General features: G+C 35.6%; 12 protein-coding genes. 10 read left to right on the top strand and 2 right to left on the bottom strand.

Annotation, left to right across the window (positions count from 1 at the left end; translation table 11 throughout):
- The first annotated feature begins 22 nt into the window (after window positions 1-22).
- The 3 genes from pepT (at window position 23) to DWB61_RS10470 (ending at window position 4,040) form a co-directional block, all read left to right on the top strand.
- Window positions 23-1,249: a peptidase T gene (gene pepT, locus DWB61_RS10480; RefSeq protein WP_125030867.1), complete on the top strand. Its 1,227-nt coding sequence runs from the start codon at window positions 23-25 to the stop codon at window positions 1,247-1,249.
- A 151-nt stretch (window positions 1,250-1,400) separates the two neighbouring features.
- The gene (locus tag DWB61_RS10475; protein WP_125030866.1) at window positions 1,401-3,497 is read left to right on the top strand and encodes a sensor histidine kinase; all 2,097 of its coding nucleotides are present in this window, start codon (window positions 1,401-1,403) and stop codon (window positions 3,495-3,497) included.
- A gap of 30 nt (window positions 3,498-3,527) precedes the next feature.
- Window positions 3,528-4,040 (top strand): hypothetical protein, encoded by a 513-nt coding sequence (locus DWB61_RS10470; protein WP_125030865.1) that lies wholly within the window; start codon window positions 3,528-3,530, stop codon window positions 4,038-4,040.
- Between the two features lie 8 nt (window positions 4,041-4,048).
- Here DWB61_RS10470 and DWB61_RS10465 read toward each other — a convergent pair whose 3' ends face one another.
- A complete protein-coding gene (locus DWB61_RS10465; RefSeq protein WP_125030864.1) occupies window positions 4,049-4,366 on the bottom strand; it encodes a winged helix-turn-helix transcriptional regulator in 318 nt (105 codons plus the stop codon).
- Window positions 4,367-4,497: 131 nt separating this feature from the next.
- Here DWB61_RS10465 and DWB61_RS10460 point away from each other — a divergent pair, with 131 nt between their 5' ends.
- The 5 genes from DWB61_RS10460 (at window position 4,498) to DWB61_RS10440 (ending at window position 12,178) form a co-directional block, all read left to right on the top strand.
- Window positions 4,498-5,514, top strand: coding sequence for a YhdH/YhfP family quinone oxidoreductase (locus tag DWB61_RS10460; protein ID WP_225423377.1), 1,017 nt, complete (start codon window positions 4,498-4,500; stop codon window positions 5,512-5,514).
- Between the two features lie 242 nt (window positions 5,515-5,756).
- The gene (locus DWB61_RS10455; protein ID WP_125030863.1) at window positions 5,757-8,204 is read left to right on the top strand and encodes an ATP-binding protein; all 2,448 of its coding nucleotides are present in this window, start codon (window positions 5,757-5,759) and stop codon (window positions 8,202-8,204) included.
- A 113-nt stretch (window positions 8,205-8,317) separates the two neighbouring features.
- The gene (locus tag DWB61_RS10450) at window positions 8,318-9,631 is read left to right on the top strand and encodes an anthranilate synthase component I family protein (RefSeq protein WP_125030862.1); all 1,314 of its coding nucleotides are present in this window, start codon (window positions 8,318-8,320) and stop codon (window positions 9,629-9,631) included.
- Window positions 9,632-9,708: 77 nt separating this feature from the next.
- Complete coding sequence (tilS, locus tag DWB61_RS10445) at window positions 9,709-11,037, top strand: tRNA lysidine(34) synthetase TilS (RefSeq protein WP_125030861.1); 1,329 nt, start codon at window positions 9,709-9,711, stop codon at window positions 11,035-11,037.
- A gap of 58 nt (window positions 11,038-11,095) precedes the next feature.
- A complete protein-coding gene (locus DWB61_RS10440) occupies window positions 11,096-12,178 on the top strand; it encodes an alpha/beta hydrolase family protein (protein ID WP_125030860.1) in 1,083 nt (360 codons plus the stop codon).
- Window positions 12,179-12,250: 72 nt separating this feature from the next.
- On the opposite strand, the gene DWB61_RS10435 is transcribed toward DWB61_RS10440, so the two are convergent.
- On the bottom strand, window positions 12,251-14,461 hold the full coding sequence (locus DWB61_RS10435; protein WP_125030859.1) for a S9 family peptidase: 2,211 nt from the start codon (window positions 14,459-14,461) through the stop codon (window positions 12,251-12,253).
- 340 nt (window positions 14,462-14,801) lie between these two features.
- Here DWB61_RS10435 and thrS point away from each other — a divergent pair, with 340 nt between their 5' ends.
- Together thrS and infC are read left to right on the top strand one after the other, a co-directional pair.
- Window positions 14,802-16,754, top strand: a complete 1,953-nt coding sequence (gene thrS, locus DWB61_RS10430; RefSeq protein ID WP_125030858.1) for a threonine--tRNA ligase — start codon at window positions 14,802-14,804, stop codon at window positions 16,752-16,754.
- A gap of 22 nt (window positions 16,755-16,776) precedes the next feature.
- Window positions 16,777-17,331: a translation initiation factor IF-3 gene (gene infC / locus DWB61_RS10425; protein WP_125030857.1), complete on the top strand. Its 555-nt coding sequence runs from the start codon at window positions 16,777-16,779 to the stop codon at window positions 17,329-17,331.
- Window positions 17,332-17,339 lie beyond the last annotated feature (8 nt).

The following is a 17,339-nucleotide window of genomic DNA, read 5'->3' as shown; positions in this document are numbered from 1 at the left end:
AATAATATGATACCTATATAAAATGACTGCAGTTGTAGATAAATTTATAAAATACGTTAAGTTCGATACAGAATCTGATACTCAAACAGGCATGACTCCTAGTACACCTGGACAAATGGTTTTGGCTCAGGAATTGGTTAAAGAACTAGAGGAGATGGGCATGAGTCAGGTTTCTCTTGACGAGAATGGATATGTAATGGCCGTATTGCCTTCGAATATCGATAAGGAAGTTCCAACAGTAGGCTTTATATCTCATATGGATACCAGTCCTGATTTTACAGGAAAGCACGTGAAGCCTCAATTTGTTGAAAATTACGATGGGGGTGATATTGTTCTGAATACAGAGAAAAATATCATTATGAAAGTGTCCGATTTTCCTGACTTGAAAAGGTATATCGGACAAACCTTGATTACAACTAATGGAACAACTCTGCTTGGAGCAGATGATAAAGCAGGTGTTGCTGAAATTATGACAGCTGTTGAGTATCTCATTAATCATCCCGAGATTAAGCACGGTCCGGTTCATATTGGTTTTACACCTGATGAAGAGATTGGACAGGGGGCTGACTTTTTTAATGTGAAGAAATTTGGGGCTGATTTTGCTTATACACTTGATGGTGGCGAGCTAGGGGAGTTGCAGTTCGAGAATTTCAATGCAGCTTATGCTGAAGTTACCTTTAAGGGGCGTAACGTGCATCCAGGTATGGCTAAGGATAAAATGATAAATTCGATGAATATTGTTCAGGAATTTAGATCTCAATTGCCTAAGGACGAGGTTCCGGAAAGAACGGAAAATTACGAAGGTTTTTATCATCTTTTAGGTATTGAAGGAAGTGTTGAGAATTCTAAATTGAAATATATCATTCGTGATTTTGATATTAAAGCTTACGAAGCACGCAAACAAAAATTCGAAACAATTTGTAAAGAATTACAGCTTCAGTATGGAAAGGAGAATGTGATACTTGAGATGAAGGATCAGTATTTTAATATGCGTGAAAAGATAGAGCCTGTAAAATTCATTGTTGATATCGCTGAGCAAGCCATGAAAGATGTGGGAGTGACACCTATAGTGGTTCCAATCCGTGGTGGTACCGATGGTAGCCGTTTATCGTATATGGGACTGCCTTGTCCTAATATTTTTGCTGGTGGGCATAATTTCCATGGTCGCTTCGAATATGTTCCAGTTGATTCAATGCAGAAAGCAGTTGATGTTATCCTAAAGGTCGTTGAACTGATTTCGAAACGATAAGCTTGATGATCTTAGTTTAAAAACGGCATGTAACGATTTGTGTGCCGTTTTTTTGCTTCCCCGTGAGCTTCGCCTATTCCTTCTATCGGTATGATAAAAAACACTAGAAAATAAATAATGCACAACTTAATTATTCTCAAAAAAGGAAAAGATGAGTCAGGTAATCAAGAGAGCTATTGTAGCTATAATATCAGTTTTTTGTCTACTAAATATTACATTTGCTTCTGAAATTCCCATTTATGATATTGGGAAAGAAAATAGTCAACTTAAAGATTTTACAGTTGGACTAATCGTTGACTCAGACCAAGAGAATATTGATCAGATTTCCAAGATTAAAGATGTTGAATTGCTTAACTCTCGATTCACAATCACCTCACTTGAAAATAATTATTGGTTTGCTTTTAGAATTAAAAATTCGACATCACAAACTATAAGGCGAGTTGTTGGATTTGATGAAGTCTTTATGGAAACAGCCGATCTTTATTATCGGACAGATGCAGGCTGGCATCATGAAAAGAATGGTTTGTCCCAGCCAATTAATCTTAGAGAAATTAAGAATCGATGTCCTGTGTTTTTTATATCCCTTAGCGCAGGAGAAACTAAGACAATTTATCTTAAACTACATTCAAAATTTTCTGGAGTTGTTGGTGTTTTTCTTGAAGAAATCCCTGAATTCGTTTTGGATGAACAGACCAGAATTATAGGATATTGGGGCTATTTTGGAGCAGCATTAGCTATTCTGTTATATAATTTATTCCTGCTATTCCACATTCGAGAAAGGATTTATTTATATTATGTGATTAATGTAATCTGCATTATCGTTTTCAATCTTCTTTATAGTGGATATTCACTGTATCTCAACTCAGATGTCAATACATTCTACGATCTACATGTTTCAAGTGCTGTAATGGGTGTGTTTCTAACCCTTTTTACACGAGAAATATTAAGGCCTAAAAATCAATGGATCAATAGAGTGTTAAATATCATTATTGGGATTTATGTAGTTCTATCTTTTCTGCTTGTAATTGATATTTGTTTTTATGAATGGCTCTTGCTTTTTGCTATGCCTTCGATGCTTTTTCTTTTGTTTACTGGTGTTTATTATCTGATAAAAAAGACACCTTTAACACGCTTTTATGTAATCGCAATGAGTGGGTATTTATTGGGACTTTTTATGATTGCTGCTGTAAGTATTGGCTTGATTCCTTTTAATACATTTACTAGATATGGATTTTTAATGGGTTCATTTATTGAACTGTTAGTGTTTTCTCTAGCTTTAGCATATAGGGTAAAGTTGCTTCAGGTTGAAAAAATAACTTATCAAAATCAACTACTGGCTACAGAGAAATCAATGAATAATAAACTGGAAACTCAAGTTCAGCTTCGTACAAAAGATCTTGTTCATTTAACCAGAGAGTTACAGACGACGAACATTAAATTAGCTCAACAAATCGATGAAAAAAATAACGCTTTGACGGCGTTAGAGAAATCAGAATTGGAATTGCACGAAAGTAATGAAACAAAAGATAAATTCTTCTCTATAATAGCTCACGACCTGAAAAGCCCGCTCAGCGCAATGCTTGGCTTGTCAAAACTACTAAATGATAATTTTGATGATTTTACTGTGTCTGAACAGAGGAAATACTTAAGTTATATTCATCAATCTGTTAAGCATACACACAAATTGCTTGACAATTTACTTTTGTGGTCCCTGTCGCAAAAAGGAGTCATTGAATTTAAACCAGAAAAATTAAAATTGAATTTATTATCAGCTGAAACGATAGAGTTGTTGAAGGAAGTCGCTGCAGGTAAATCAATAAAGATAAAAGATGAAACTCAAGAAGATATATACGTAAATGCAGATTCAAATATGCTCTTAACGGTTCTTCGGAATTTAGTTTCAAATGCGATTAAGTTTACTCCTAAGGGAGGGGAAATTATTATAAAAGCCCAGAAACTATCAAGTGAAAGAGAGCTAAACTTCACAGAAATAAGTGTGAAGGATAATGGAATTGGTATTTCACTTGAAACACAATCAAAATTATTTTCACTGGGAGAAAATTCTATTACCAATGGAACGGAGAATGAGACTGGTACAGGCTTAGGATTAGTGCTTTGCAAAGAGTTTGTGGAAAAGCACGATGGTAATATCCAGCTTGATAGTGAATTAGGGAAAGGTAGTACTTTCTATTTTACGATACCAACAAATATTGCACGTTCAGAATTAGAAACAGTGTCTGGTTGTTAAAAATAGTTCATTTCAAATTCTTAAAATGATATGCTAGATCCTAATAAATTAAGGTTTGCGGAATTGTATCAGCAAATTGAAAGTCTATATGAAAGTAAGCAGTATGAAGATATTATTGAATTCGATGAGGTTTATTTGCAGCTTGATTCATCAAATTTAGATCCTGATAAACTGCAAGCTTTAGCAGGAATGTTTGCTCGAGCTTATATGAAACATGGTCAGCAAGAGAAAAAGCCGGGTTTAATCAGACAATTTAAAATGAGCTTATGGTATGCAAATTTGGGTGGTGGTGACAGTGATATTATGAATTGGAAGTTGAGTCTTGAAGAAGCTGTGTTGATGCGATATGTAAAGGTGAATAAATATATTTTATATCTAATTCTGTTATCAATATTGCTAGTAAGTCTTGATCTGCTTCCTTCAAATAATGATTATTTGCCTGAATTGACGGGAGTTGCAGTAGTTTGGTATGTTCTAAATATTGTGATGAACTGTCGAGTTAAGCGATTGTATTTAAATTTAATGCGTTTGATCTACTCTTAACTCCAAATTTATTCTTCTATTTGTTTTTCAAACAAACGACCTCCTTTAAACATAGATTTAAGGATAGGAGAGATTTCATCCCCCAGATCAGTTAAGCTATACTCTACCTTAGGAGGAATGACAGCATAGGCTTTTCTGTTTATGATACCGGCTTCTTCCAGTTCCTTAAGATTTTTACTGAGCATACGGTCGCTAATGTCAGGAAGGAGTTGAATTAATTCCTTATAACGTTTAGTGCCTTGTTTGAGGTGTAGGATGATGGTCGCTTTTCGTTTTCCTTTAACGAAATTGATGAATGTATCGATGGGACAATAACCTTTTTCCAAAATTTAAAAAATTTAGTTGTCTGAAAATCAATGTTTCTGAAAGGAATGTTAGTGGCGAACCTAAATGTAAGCTCTTGATTGATAGTTAAACTCCTCGTAACTTTGCACAAGATAAGGATAATTTAGAACAAATGGAATTGAGATTAATTATGGAATCGACACAGACTTTTAAGGCCTTGCGTGTAAATGAAGAGGATGGGAAATACATCAGAAGAATTGAAGAACGTCAATTAAGCGATTTGCCAGAGGGTGATGTACTTATTCGAGTAAAATATTCATCCTTAAATTTTAAGGACGCTCTTTCCTGCATTGGGAATAAAGGGGTGACTCGAAATTATCCGCACACACCTGGTATTGATGCTTCTGGCATTGTTGAGGCATCTTCAGATTCTAGATTTAAAGTAGGTGATGAGGTCGTTGTTACATCTTATGACTTAGGAATGAATACCGATGGTGGTTTTAGCGAGTACATTCGAGTTCCTGCAGATTGGATCGTGCGTAAACCTGCGAATTTAAGTTTAAAGCAAGCTATGGTTTTTGGAACTGCAGGTTTTACAGCAGGATTATCAGTTGAGCGTTTATTGGCTGCTGGTCAAACTCCGGAAATGGGACCTGTTGTTGTTACAGGAGCTCTTGGTGGAGTAGGTGCAGTTGCTGTGTGTATTCTTAATAAGTTAGGTTTCGAGGTTATTGCTGCCACAAGCGATTTGAATGATGGTGATGAAATTCTTAAGAAGTTGGGAGCTTCAAGTAGAATTGATAAGACTGAAACAGATGATCAGTCTGGTCGACCGATGTTAAAACCAAAGTGGGCAGGTGCTATTGATGTGGTAGGAGGGAATGTTCTTTCAACACTCCTTAAGGCTTGTCAGCCTATGGGAAATGTGACTTGTTGTGGTAATATAGGATCAGGTGATTTGGAAGGAACGGTTTATCCATTTATTTTAAAAGGTATTAGTTTAATTGGTATCGACTCTCAGAACTGCCCGATGGGATTGCGCCAAAAGGTTTGGGATAAGTTGGGTCAAGAATGGAAATGTGAAGAACTTGATAAAGTTGTGATAGAGTCTAGTCTTAAGGAACTAGATGCTTATATTGATAAAATGAATGACAAGAAAAGTAGAGGGCGTGTGATTGTGAAATTATAGCATCAAATAATAGATGATTTTAAAAGGCAGCCTGAGGGTTGTCTTTTTTTTTTTTTTGTTCATAAACATTTATTATATTATGCTGTAATTCAATTGTCTATATTGATATTGTAAGTGCTATTATGCGTATGGTTAATGAAAGTATCTCTACTAAGAAGATTTTTTAATATATAATCTAAGGGTTAGACGTGTCATCAAAATATGAATAATGACAAAAGAAATATTTCTAACGTATTTTATTGTTGATTAAATATTGTCTAATGAAAAGGTTCCTTATTGTACTGATTTATGTTTTATTAGCAACTCACTATGTAGATGGACAAGAGGTGGTTCGGATTGGGGCGTTTAATCATTATCCTGCAATATTTAAAGATGTTGATGGTGAGATAAAGGGATTTTATGTTGATGCACTACGGGAAATAGAATTAAAAGAGAATCTTAAATTTATTTATGTCTTTGGTTCGTGGAATGAAGGTCTTGAAAGAATAAAAAATGAAGAGATTGATATCATGGTTAGTGTGGCTTATACTGAAGAACGAGCTACCTATATGGATTATTGTTCTTCCCCTTTACTAACGGTTTGGGGTGAAGTATATGTTGATGATTCTTCTGATATTGATGGTATTCAAGATTTACAGGATAAAAGAATCGCTGTAATGAAGGAGGATATTAATGCTTGGTGTATAAAAGACTTAATTCGCAAATTCTCAATTGATTGCACGTTTGTGGAAGAAGATGATTTTGATCAAGTGTTTAACTTGGTTGCATCATCCAAGGTTGATGCTGGTGTTGTTAATAACACTTTTGGTGCTGGAAAATCGCGTGAATATGGGCTTCGCTCAAGTGGAATTGTATTTCATCCTTTTGATATTTTTTTCACAGTTAAGAAGAATACACACCCTGATTTATTAGAGCTTTTAAATAATTCTCTTCAAGATTGGAAATATAAAAGTACTTCTGTTTTTAATACCTCAAGGCAAAAATGGTCGCATGGAAAAGTGGACTCAATACAAGTTTCCCCTTCATGGTTAAAAGAAACAACTGTTCTTGTGATTATTGTGTTGATATTATTGATTCTTTTCATTGTTTTACTTCGTTTTAAAATTAGTGTTGCCACAAGAAAAGTGAAAAAAAGTGAAGAAAAATTGAGCCGGGCATTAATTGCAGCACCATTTCCAATTATGATACATGCTGAAGATGGAGAAGTGATATCAATAAATGAAACATGGACGGAATTAACAGGTTATTCTCTTGAGGATATACCAACTTTTTCAGATTGGAAAGAAAGAGCATTTAGACAAGAAAGACCTAATGGGAAGAGGCATATTGATGAGTTGTATCTATTTAATAGCAAGATGGAGGAGGGTGAATATAAGGTGTTTACGTCTTGGGGGGAGAAAGTCGTTTGGGATTTTATTTCTGCTCCTTTAGGAAGTTTTGAGGATGGAAGAAAGCTTATTATCTCAATTGCAAAAGATGTTACTGAACGTAAATTAAATGAAGTGGAGTTAATCCAAGCTAAAGAAAAAGCTGAAAAAAGTGACGCTTTAAAATCAGCTTTTCTTGCCAATATGAGCCATGAAATCCGTACTCCGATGAATGGCATACTTGGTTTTGCAGATCTATTAAAAGAACCTCAATTAAACAGTGAGGAACAGCAAAAATATATTCAGATAATTGAAAAAAGTGGTGTGCGGATGCTAAATATTATTAATGATATTATTGATATTTCGAAAATTGAATCAGGATTAATGGAAATGAATATCAAAGAGTCAAATATAAACAAGCAAATAGAGTATATCTATACTTTTTTTAAACCCGAAGTTGAAGCTAAGAATATGCGGTTTACATTTAATACTCCTTTGCCTTTAGAAGAAGCTATTATTAAAACTGATCGGGAGAAATTATTTGCTGTTTTAACCAATTTGGTTAAAAATGCGATTAAATATAGTGAAAAAGGCTTTATCGATATTGGTTATGTAAAGACGGGTAAGCACATGGAGTTTTATGTAAAAGATACAGGGATTGGAATAGAGAAAGATAGACAACAGGCAATCTTTAAGCGATTTGTGCAAGCTGATATTTCAGATAAAGAAGCACGTCAAGGTGCTGGTTTAGGTCTGGCTATTTCCAAAGCTTATGTTGAAATGCTTGGTGGGAAATTTTGGGTTGAAAGCGAAATAGACAAGGGGTCAACTTTTTACTTTACGGTTCCTTGTGAGTTAGAGTTGAAAGAAACAACTATTGCTTCAACTGAACTTGCCGATGGTGAATTAGATAGTCAAATTAGAAACTTGAATATATTAGTTGCAGAAGACAATGAAGAATCAGCCTTGCTTTTAAGTATTCTTTTGAAAAGAAATTGCGATAAAATTTCGTACGTAAAGAATGGATACGAAGCTGTTGAGTTTTGCCATAATAATCCAGATGTCGATATGGTATTCATGGATGTTAAAATGCCTCAAATGGATGGCTATGAAGCTACCCAAAAATTACGTCAATTTAATAAAGATATAGTTATCATTTCTCAGACTGCATTTGGTCTTGCAGGAGATAAAGAAAAAGCAATTGAAGCCGGGTGTAACGGATATATATCTAAGCCAATTAATAAAAGAGAATTAATGATATTAATAGAACGTTACTTTGGTCATAAAAAGGAATTGCATTCAGAATTAGTTGAAAATGATTAATACGAATCATTAAACGAATCGTTATCAATACTTCATCTTATATGCCATCAGAATAATGTTGCTATTTATGTTAGGGTATGGAATTCTATGCATCTTTTATCTAAATTTGCACCATGCGAAAAATCTTAAGTTTTCATATATCGGATCCGGTCGAATTTAAGGAGCAAGTATTGCTTTGGAGCAAGCAATTTAACAGACTTGCTATTCTCGATAGTCATGAGGTGAATCAGAAAGCGAATTCTAAAAAAGAATACAATTCATACGAATTGATTGCTGGGATAGATGCTTTGAATGAGATTCAGCTTGAAGAGAACTGTTTTGATACTTTGAAACAAACTTACGATGCTAATCAGGATTGGTGGTTTGGCTTTATGACTTACGATCTAAAGAATGAATTGGAAGATTTATCTTCTGAGAATTTTGATGGCGTAAAAATGCCAGCCCTTCACTTCTTTCAACCTCGATGGGTCTTAGCTTTGAAAGAAGATCTATTAGTGATTCATTATTTCGAAAGCGAAAATTCAGAGGAAGATATTAAGGAGCTTGTTAATCAAGTTTTATTAACAGAAGTAGATCAAATAAAAGCCTCATTGGTTCCAAGTATTCAGCATCGTATTAGCAAAGAAGAATATCTTGAGGCTGTAAATGCCTTGAAAAATCATATCCGTCTGGGAGATATTTATGAAGTCAACTTCTGTCAGGAGTTTTATGCTGAAAGCACAAAGATTGATCCTTTGGAAACGTATCGAAGTTTACGAAAAGTTTCTCCAACACCTTATTCATGTTATTATGCTTTGGGAAATAAGTTTTTATTATCTGCATCACCAGAGAGATATATCAAGAAACAAGGGTTAAAGATTATATCTCAACCTATAAAAGGGACTGCTAAAAGAGGAAAAACACCTGAAGAGGATTATCAAATCAAGGAATTTCTGTATAGTGATCCTAAAGAGAGAGCTGAGAATATTATGATTGTGGATTTGGTTCGCAACGATTTGTCAAGAACAGCTGCAAAAGGATCGGTAAAGGTAGAAGAGCTTTGTGGGATATATAGCTTTCCTCAAGTGCATCAAATGATTTCAACAGTGGTTTCTGAATTGCGAGAAGATATTCATTTTGTAGACTGTATAAAACATAGTTTTCCTATGGGTTCGATGACTGGAGCTCCCAAAGTGCGGGCCATGAAATTGATTGAGAAGTATGAGATGACTAAGCGGGGTTTATTTTCTGCTGCCGTGGGTTATATCACACCTGAAGCCGATTTCGATTTCAATGTTGTGATTCGTAGCATACAATATAATGCCATAGATGATTATCTTTCATTTATGGTTGGTGGTGCCATTACCATGCAATCCGATCCAGAAAAGGAATATGAGGAATGTCTGTTGAAAGCTAAGGCGATTAAGCAGGTTCTGGGAAATAACTAGTACTTAACGATTGTTGTCTGTTGTTAGTTGTCGGTCTTCCGATAGTCGCAATGGATAACCGATAACCGATAACTGAAATGCTTAGAAAATTAGTTCGTCATATCGAAAAAGAAGACTTGTTTTATCGAAATGAAAAGCTTCTGGTTGCTGTTAGTGGTGGACTCGATTCTGTGGTTTTACTTCATCTTCTACACAAAATGGAGATGAATTGCGTTGTTGCACACTGTAATTTCAGATTGAGAGCTGGGGACTCTGATGGTGATGAGATTTTTGTTGGGGAGTTGGCTGAAAAGTATAGTTTCCCGTTTTGTACGACAGCATTCGACACGACTGCGTATGCTAAAGAAAAAGCGATTTCCATTGAGATGGCTGCACGCGATTTACGATACGAATGGTTCGAAAGCATACGTCAGGCTAACCAGTGTCTGTATATACTTACTGCTCATCATGCTGATGATGTGATTGAAACGGTTTTAATCAATCTGGCTCGTGGAACTGGTATTCATGGTTTAACAGGAATAAAAGCAAAAAAAGACCGTCTGATTCGACCTTTACTACCTTTCTCGAGAGATGAGTTAAAAGCTTATGCCGAAGAGAATACTTTGAATTATCGTGAGGATTATACCAATGCTCAAACCGATTTCGTGAGGAATAAAATTCGCCATCAAATTATTCCTGTTCTGCGGGAAATAAACCCTAGCATTCAGAAAACTATGAATGAAAATGTGGCTAGGTTTTCAGATGTCGAGTTGATTTACAATAATGAGATCAGCAATAAAAAAATGAACTTCATCAATCAGAAAGACGATAAATTGTTGATTTCAGTTTCTGAACTCAAGAACCTGCCAGCTAATAAGTCTCATCTCTTTGAATTATTGAAACCCTATGGTTTCCATTCTCGTGACGTGGCTAATATTATTGAATCTTTGGATGCCACTTCGGGAAAGTTATTTTATTCTGAAAACTATCAGCTTTTACGCGACCGGGAATACTTGATTCTGATAGAAAAAGAAGAAAAAGTGGCTGGTGAATATGAGCTCAATAAAAGCGGACTATCCATTGAAGAGGAATTGAAATTGGAATGCCGTATTTTCGAACTCTCCTCAGACTTTAAATTCTCAACAGACCCTCAAGTTGCCTGTTTCGATGCTGATAAATTAAGCTTCCCCCTGAAGTTACGTAAATGGCAGGAAGGTGATGTTTTTCATCCTATTGGAATGAAAGGTAGAAAGAAGATCTCCGATTATTTTATCGATAATAAATTCTCATTGACAGATAAAGAAGATGCATGGTTGCTTGTCTCTGGTGATGATATTATTTGGCTGGTTGGCCACAGAATGGATGATCGTTATAAAATAACAAAAGCGACCCGTTCGATTTATCAAGTAAGTAATGTCTTGAGATAATTCCATTGATTTGTGTAAATTGGGCATGCAATTTAATTGCTAACCTAAAACTCAAACAATGAACAAAAGAATTTTCTTAAGCCTACTGGTTATACTCATTTCAGCGGTAGGCCTTAATGCACAAAATCAGAATCCGATTAAGGAAGAGCTGAAAGACCTTAAAAAATACAATACGAATTTGGATCATAGAATGGATCGCCTACAAAAAATGGTTGATGATCTGATTTGGTTCGAGAGGGTTGGCGATGTGGCTCATATCGATAAGCTTTATATTTATGGACCTCCAAAATGGAAAGAGAAGAATCCAACTGCAAAAGGTGCAGGAAATCCTGTAAAGTTCTGGACTTATACTTTTGTTCCTAAAAGCATCAACCCTGATAAGAAATACCCTTTAATCGTTTTGCCCCATGGTGGTGTTCATGGTGATTTTACAACCTATTACACACATATTGTTCGTGAGTTAATTGCTCAGGAATATATTGTGGTTGCTGCGGAATACAGAGGTAGCACAGGATATGGTAAGGGGCACTATGAGAAGATTGATTATGGTGGGTTGGAAGTTGAAGATGTATATGCCAGCCGAAATTATATGATAGAGAACTATGACTTTGTTGATAAGAACAGAGTAGGTATTATGGGTTGGAGTCATGGAGGTATGATAGCTCTTTTTAACCTATTCGATCATCCCAATGATTTTAAAGTTGGATTTGCAGGTGTACCTGTAAGTGACCTTGTTGCTCGCATGGGATATATGACTCAGGAATACCGGGATCTATATTCCGCAGAATACCATATAGGTAGAACAGCTAATGATAATTTGGCAGAATACCGTCGTCGTTCGCCAGCATGGAATACCCATAAGTTTCAGAATACGCCTTTGCTAATCCACACCAATACAAATGATGATGATGTGAATGTAATTGAAGTGGAACACTTGATTAAATCATTAAAAGCAGATGGAAAGACCTTTGAGTATGAAATTTTTCAGGATGTACCAGGTGGACACTCTTTTGATAGAATGGATACAAAGAAAGCAAAAGAGATTCGTGTGAAGATCTATAAATTCTTGGGTAAAGAACTTAATCCAAATAAGCCCATTACTAATTTGAAGCAATTGCAAAAAGCTGGATACAGATTTTAGATAGAAGATTATTGAAACGAAAAAGAGCCTATCCCGATTGGAATAAGCTCTTTTTTTTTATGCTATAAAATTCTACAAGTTGTCTTTCAAGAACTTGTTGAATCTATTGTAAAGATGTAAGCGAGTCACACCACCATAAATACTATGGTTACGGTTGGTGTAAATCTGCATTTCAAATTGCTTGTTAGATTGTACTAAGCGTTCAGCAAATTCGTATACGTTTTGTACATGTACGTTATCATCAGATGTACCATGGCATAACAATAAGTTACCTTTCAGTTTATCGGTATGATTGATAGGCGAATTGTCATCGTATCCTGATGGATTTTCAGCAGGTGTTCTCATGAAACGCTCTGTGTAAACACTGTCATAATAGCGCCAGTTAGTTACCGGAGCAATGGCAATAGCAGATTTAAATACGTCGCTTCCTTTTTCTAAACATAGCGAAGACATAAAACCTCCGAAGCTCCAGCCCCATATCGCAATTCGATCTCCGTCGATAAAATCTTTTTTAGCTAATGCTTTTGCTGCTGAAATTTGATCGTCAGACTCTAATCGGCCTAATTGCATATAAGTGCACTTGCGGAATAATTCACCTCTGGCACCCGTTCCTCTAGGGTCAACACAAACAACGATATAACCTTCCTGAGCCAAGTAGTTGTACCAGTCAATTCCCCAACGGTTTAATACCTGTTGTGAATTAGGACCACTATACTGAGTCATTAATACAGGATATTTCTTTGCTGGATCAAAATCAAAAGGTTTGATGATCCATGCATTCAATTGAGTCAACTCATCAGCAGCAGGTAATTGAATAAATTCTTTTGACGTGAACTGATAATCTTTAAGCTTTTCAACAAGTTCTTTATTGTCTTCAAGGGTACGAATCAGTTTTGCTTTAGCATTATAAAGGCTAACTGTTCTTGGTTGCGAAACGCTAGATAAGCTGTTGATGAAATATTTGAATCCTTTTGAGAAAGACGCGTCATTTGTTCCCTTTGAAGGAGTTAAGTTTTTCTTTGAGCTCCCGTTTAGTTTAATTGAGTAAATGTTACGATCCATAGGCGATACTTCTGCCGACTGGTAATAACATACCTTTTTCTGTTGATCGTAACCAAGGAATTCAGTAACATCCCAATCACCTTTAGTAATTTGCTGAACTTGGTCCCCATTCATGTCAAATAGGTATAAGTGAAGAAAGGTATCTTTCTCGCTAGAGAAAATGAAATGCATGTTGTCATCCAAGAAGGTTAAATCATCAAGAGTATTACTGTCTATATAATACTTGTTTTCTTCAGAATATAAAATTGAAGTTTTACCCGTCTTAGAGTTTGCTAGTAGGATGTCTAGTTTGTTCTGGTGACGGTTAAGGCGACAAATACTAAGGGTTTTAGCATCAGCAGTCCATTTAATACGAGGGATATACTGATCTGTTTCAGCACCAACATCCATCTTTTTAGTTAATCTGTCGTTTACATCATAAACGTAAACCTCAACAATTGAATTCTTTTCGCCAGCTTTTGGGTATTTGTAAGTGTAGTTTTCAGGATATAAAGCATTGCCTTTAACTTGAGGGTACATGCCCTCAAATTTATTCATATTGAACATTGGAACTTCGCTTTCATCAAACTTCAGATAAGCTAAAGCCTTACTGTCTGGAGACCAGTCAAAAGCTTTATTGAATTCAAATTCTTCTTCGTAAACCCAGTCAGGAGTACCATTCTGAATTTTATTGAATTCTCCGTCTTTAGTCACTTTACTTTCTGAGCCGAAAGCAATGTTATGAATGAAAATGTTGTTGTCACGAACAAATGCAATACGTCTTCCATCAGGAGAGAATGTCGCTAAACGTTGCTTCCCATTTTTAGAAAGAGGCTTCAGCTCTTTATTCTTAAAGCTGAAAATGAAATAGTTTGCAGTGAATGAACGCCTATAGATATTCTCACGATCAGTCATTAATAGAATTCGACTTTCGTCAGTATTAAATTCATAATCGAAGGTGCTCGTTAATTCTTCCGATTTTAACTTGTTTAAATCAAGAAGTGTATCAACAGCTTTACCTGTAGCATAAGCATATTTCACAATTTTAGTTCCATTTTCCTCGAGTGTTGTGTAATGTATGCCATCATTCATGGAACGTAAGCCGTATACTGATTTCTGCCCAAAAGTGTGGTTGAGCATGATATCCTCCATGGTGATTTTTTTCACACCTTGCTGTGCAAATAGTGAAATTGAAAGGCAAAGGAATAAGCCTATGGCAAGCAAATGCTTGAAATTTTTCATACTTTATGAATTGATTTTTGTTTTAGATTGTCCTTAAGTTGATTTGTCATTAATAAAATGAGCGTGTTTTTATATTGTTGCCCCAAAGGTTTCATTTTTTTAAAAAATAGAAAAGGATTTATGTCATTAAAGTACAGTTTTTATCACTTGGTGAATTGGAGCTATTAAATGAGACTATTTTATCCAGAATGTTATATCTTTGTGGATTGAATTTCGGACTGGCTTGTTTTCATGGAAAATAAGCCAATTTAGTCAAATGATTTTTCTGGAATTCAGGTTTTCTATTCTAGTATAATCATGCCGGTTTGTAGCGGTGTGAATAAAAATTAAACACAATAGGATGATTAAAATTACATTTCCGGATGGAACAGTAAAAGAATTTGAAGCTGGCATCTCAGGACTTGAGATCGCAAAAAGCATTTCTAGTCGATTGGCAAAAGAAGTTTTGTCAATTACGGTGAACGAACAGTTGTATGATCTGACACGTACGATTAATGAAGATGCAAACATTAAGCTTCACACGTGGGATGATGAAGAAGGGAAGCACGCTTTTTGGCACTCATCGGCTCACTTAATGGCTGAAGCTCTTGAGGCACTTTATTCTGGAGTTAAATTTGGTATTGGACCCGCCATCGATATGGGTTTTTACTATGATGTTGACTTAGGTGAAGATCGTATGCTAACCGATAAAGATCTGCCAGTAATTGAGCAGAAGATGTTGGAATTAGCTCGAACTCAAAGCGAGTATACGCGTAAGGATGTAACGAAAGCTGAAGCTATTGAGTTTTTCAACTCGAAAGATGAGGGATATAAAGTGGAGTTGATTAACGATTTAGATGATGGTACCATTAGCTTTTATCAGCAAGGTAGCTTTACTGATCTTTGTCGTGGACCACACTTACCAAACACTTCATATATTAAAGCAATTAAATTAAATTCTATTGCTGGAGCATACTGGAGAGGCGATGAAACGAGAAAACAGTTGACTCGTGTTTATGGTATTACTTTTCCAAAGAAGAAATATTTGGATGAGTATGTTGTGATGATGGAAGAGGCGAAAAAACGCGACCATCGTAAGTTGGGTAAAGAGATGGAACTTTTCACTTTTTCTCAAAATGTTGGTCAGGGAATGCCATTGTGGTTGCCAAAGGGAGCCCAGTTAAGAGAAAGTCTTGAGACATTTTTGAAACGTGTTCAGAAGCAGTTTGGATATGAGCAGATCATTACACCTCATATTGGAAACATCAATTTATACAAAACTTCTGGGCACTACGATAAATATGGTGAGGATTCATTCCAGTCAATAAAAACGCCTCAAGAAGGAGAAGAATATTTATTAAAACCGATGAACTGTCCTCATCACTGTGAAGTTTACAAATTTAAGCCACGTTCATATAAGGATCTTCCTGTTCGTTTTGCTGAATTTGGAACCGTTTACCGTTATGAGCAAAGTGGAGAACTTCACGGTTTAACTCGTGTAAGAAGCTTTACGCAGGATGATGCACACCTTTTCTGTACTCCAGATCAGTTGAAAGAAGAGTTTAAAAAAGTAATAGATATTATTTTTATCATCTTTAAAGCACTAAACTTTACTGAATATACGGCTCAGGTTTCTTTACGAGATAAGGAAAAGAGCTCGAAATATATTGGTAGTGACGAGAATTGGGAGAAAGCTGAACAAGCAATTATCGAAGCAGCTGAAGAAAAAGGTCTAAATACTGTTGTGGAATATGGAGAGGCAGCTTTCTATGGACCCAAACTTGATTTTATGATTAAGGACGCAATTGGACGTAAGTGGCAATTGGGTACCATTCAGGTAGACTATAATTTGCCTGAGCGTTTCGATTTGGAATATGTAGGAAGCGATAATCAAAAACATCGTCCTATTATGATTCATCGTGCTCCATTCGGATCTATGGAGCGTTTCGTTGCTGTTTTGATCGAACATACTGGCGGTAAGTTCCCATTGTGGTTAACTCCTGAGCAAACGGTGATTATGCCAATCAGTGAAAAATACAATGATTATGCGAAAAAAGTTTTAAATTCGTTAAATAATTCCGATATTCGCGCCGTGTTAGATGACCGAAATGAGAAAATTGGTCGTAAAATACGTGATAATGAATTGAAAAAGATTCCTTATCTTCTAATTGTTGGTGAAAAAGAAGCCTTAGAAAATACGATTTCTGTTCGTCGACAAGGAGAGGGTGATATGGGGACTATGCAAATTAATGAATTTGCTGAATTAATTAAGAAAGAAGTAGGAGAACAGATGTCTTCTATTGAGAATTATTAACTAACTAAAGGAGGAACTAGCCATAGCTGGATTTCAAAACAGAAACAGAAGAGGTTTTGCACCTCGTGAGGCTCAACATAAGATAAATCAGTTGATTAGAGCCCGTAATGTTCGTATCGTCGGTGATGATGTAGAACCAGGTGTGTTTTCTATTGCCGAAGCATTGAAAATTGCTCAGGAAAAGGAATTAGATTTGGTGGAAATTTCACCTAATGCCGATCCACCAGTTTGTAAAATAATCGATTATAATAAGTTTCTTTATCAGCAGAAAAAGAAGCAGAAAGAGATTAAAGCAAAAGCCGTTAAAGTTGTTGTTAAGGAGATTCGTTTCGGTCCAAATACCGACGAACATGACTACAATTTTAAATTGAAACATGCTAGTAAATTTCTTGCTGAAGGTGCTAAAGTGAAAGCTTTTGTATTCTTTAAAGGTCGCTCTATTCTTTTTAAAGATAAAGGAGAGATCTTATTGTTGAAATTTGCTCAGGATCTTGAAGAACATGGTAAAGTTGAACAATTACCTAGACTTGAAGGTAAGCGTATGACGATGTTTATTGCGCCAAAAAAGAAAAAGTAATTTAGTAT

The organism is Ancylomarina euxina, assembly GCF_003863355.1.
Taxonomy (GTDB): domain Bacteria; phylum Bacteroidota; class Bacteroidia; order Bacteroidales; family Marinifilaceae; genus Ancylomarina; species Ancylomarina euxinus.
The sequence above is the reverse complement of the archived record's forward strand: the minus strand, read 5'-3'. Positions and strand labels throughout refer to the sequence as shown.

Coding starts and splice junctions, on each gene's coding strand:
- pepT (WP_125030867.1), top strand. CDS start 23: ATGACTGCAGTTGTAGATAAATTTATAAAATACGTTAAGTTCGATACA.
- DWB61_RS10475 (WP_125030866.1), top strand. CDS start 1,401: ATGAGTCAGGTAATCAAGAGAGCTATTGTAGCTATAATATCAGTTTTT.
- DWB61_RS10470 (WP_125030865.1), top strand. CDS start 3,528: ATGCTAGATCCTAATAAATTAAGGTTTGCGGAATTGTATCAGCAAATT.
- DWB61_RS10460 (WP_225423377.1), top strand. CDS start 4,498: ATGGAATTGAGATTAATTATGGAATCGACACAGACTTTTAAGGCCTTG.
- DWB61_RS10450 (WP_125030862.1), top strand. CDS start 8,318: ATGCGAAAAATCTTAAGTTTTCATATATCGGATCCGGTCGAATTTAAG.
- tilS (WP_125030861.1), top strand. CDS start 9,709: ATGCTTAGAAAATTAGTTCGTCATATCGAAAAAGAAGACTTGTTTTAT.
- DWB61_RS10440 (WP_125030860.1), top strand. CDS start 11,096: ATGAACAAAAGAATTTTCTTAAGCCTACTGGTTATACTCATTTCAGCG.
- DWB61_RS10435 (WP_125030859.1), bottom strand. CDS start 14,461: ATGAAAAATTTCAAGCATTTGCTTGCCATAGGCTTATTCCTTTGCCTT.
- thrS (WP_125030858.1), top strand. CDS start 14,802: ATGATTAAAATTACATTTCCGGATGGAACAGTAAAAGAATTTGAAGCT.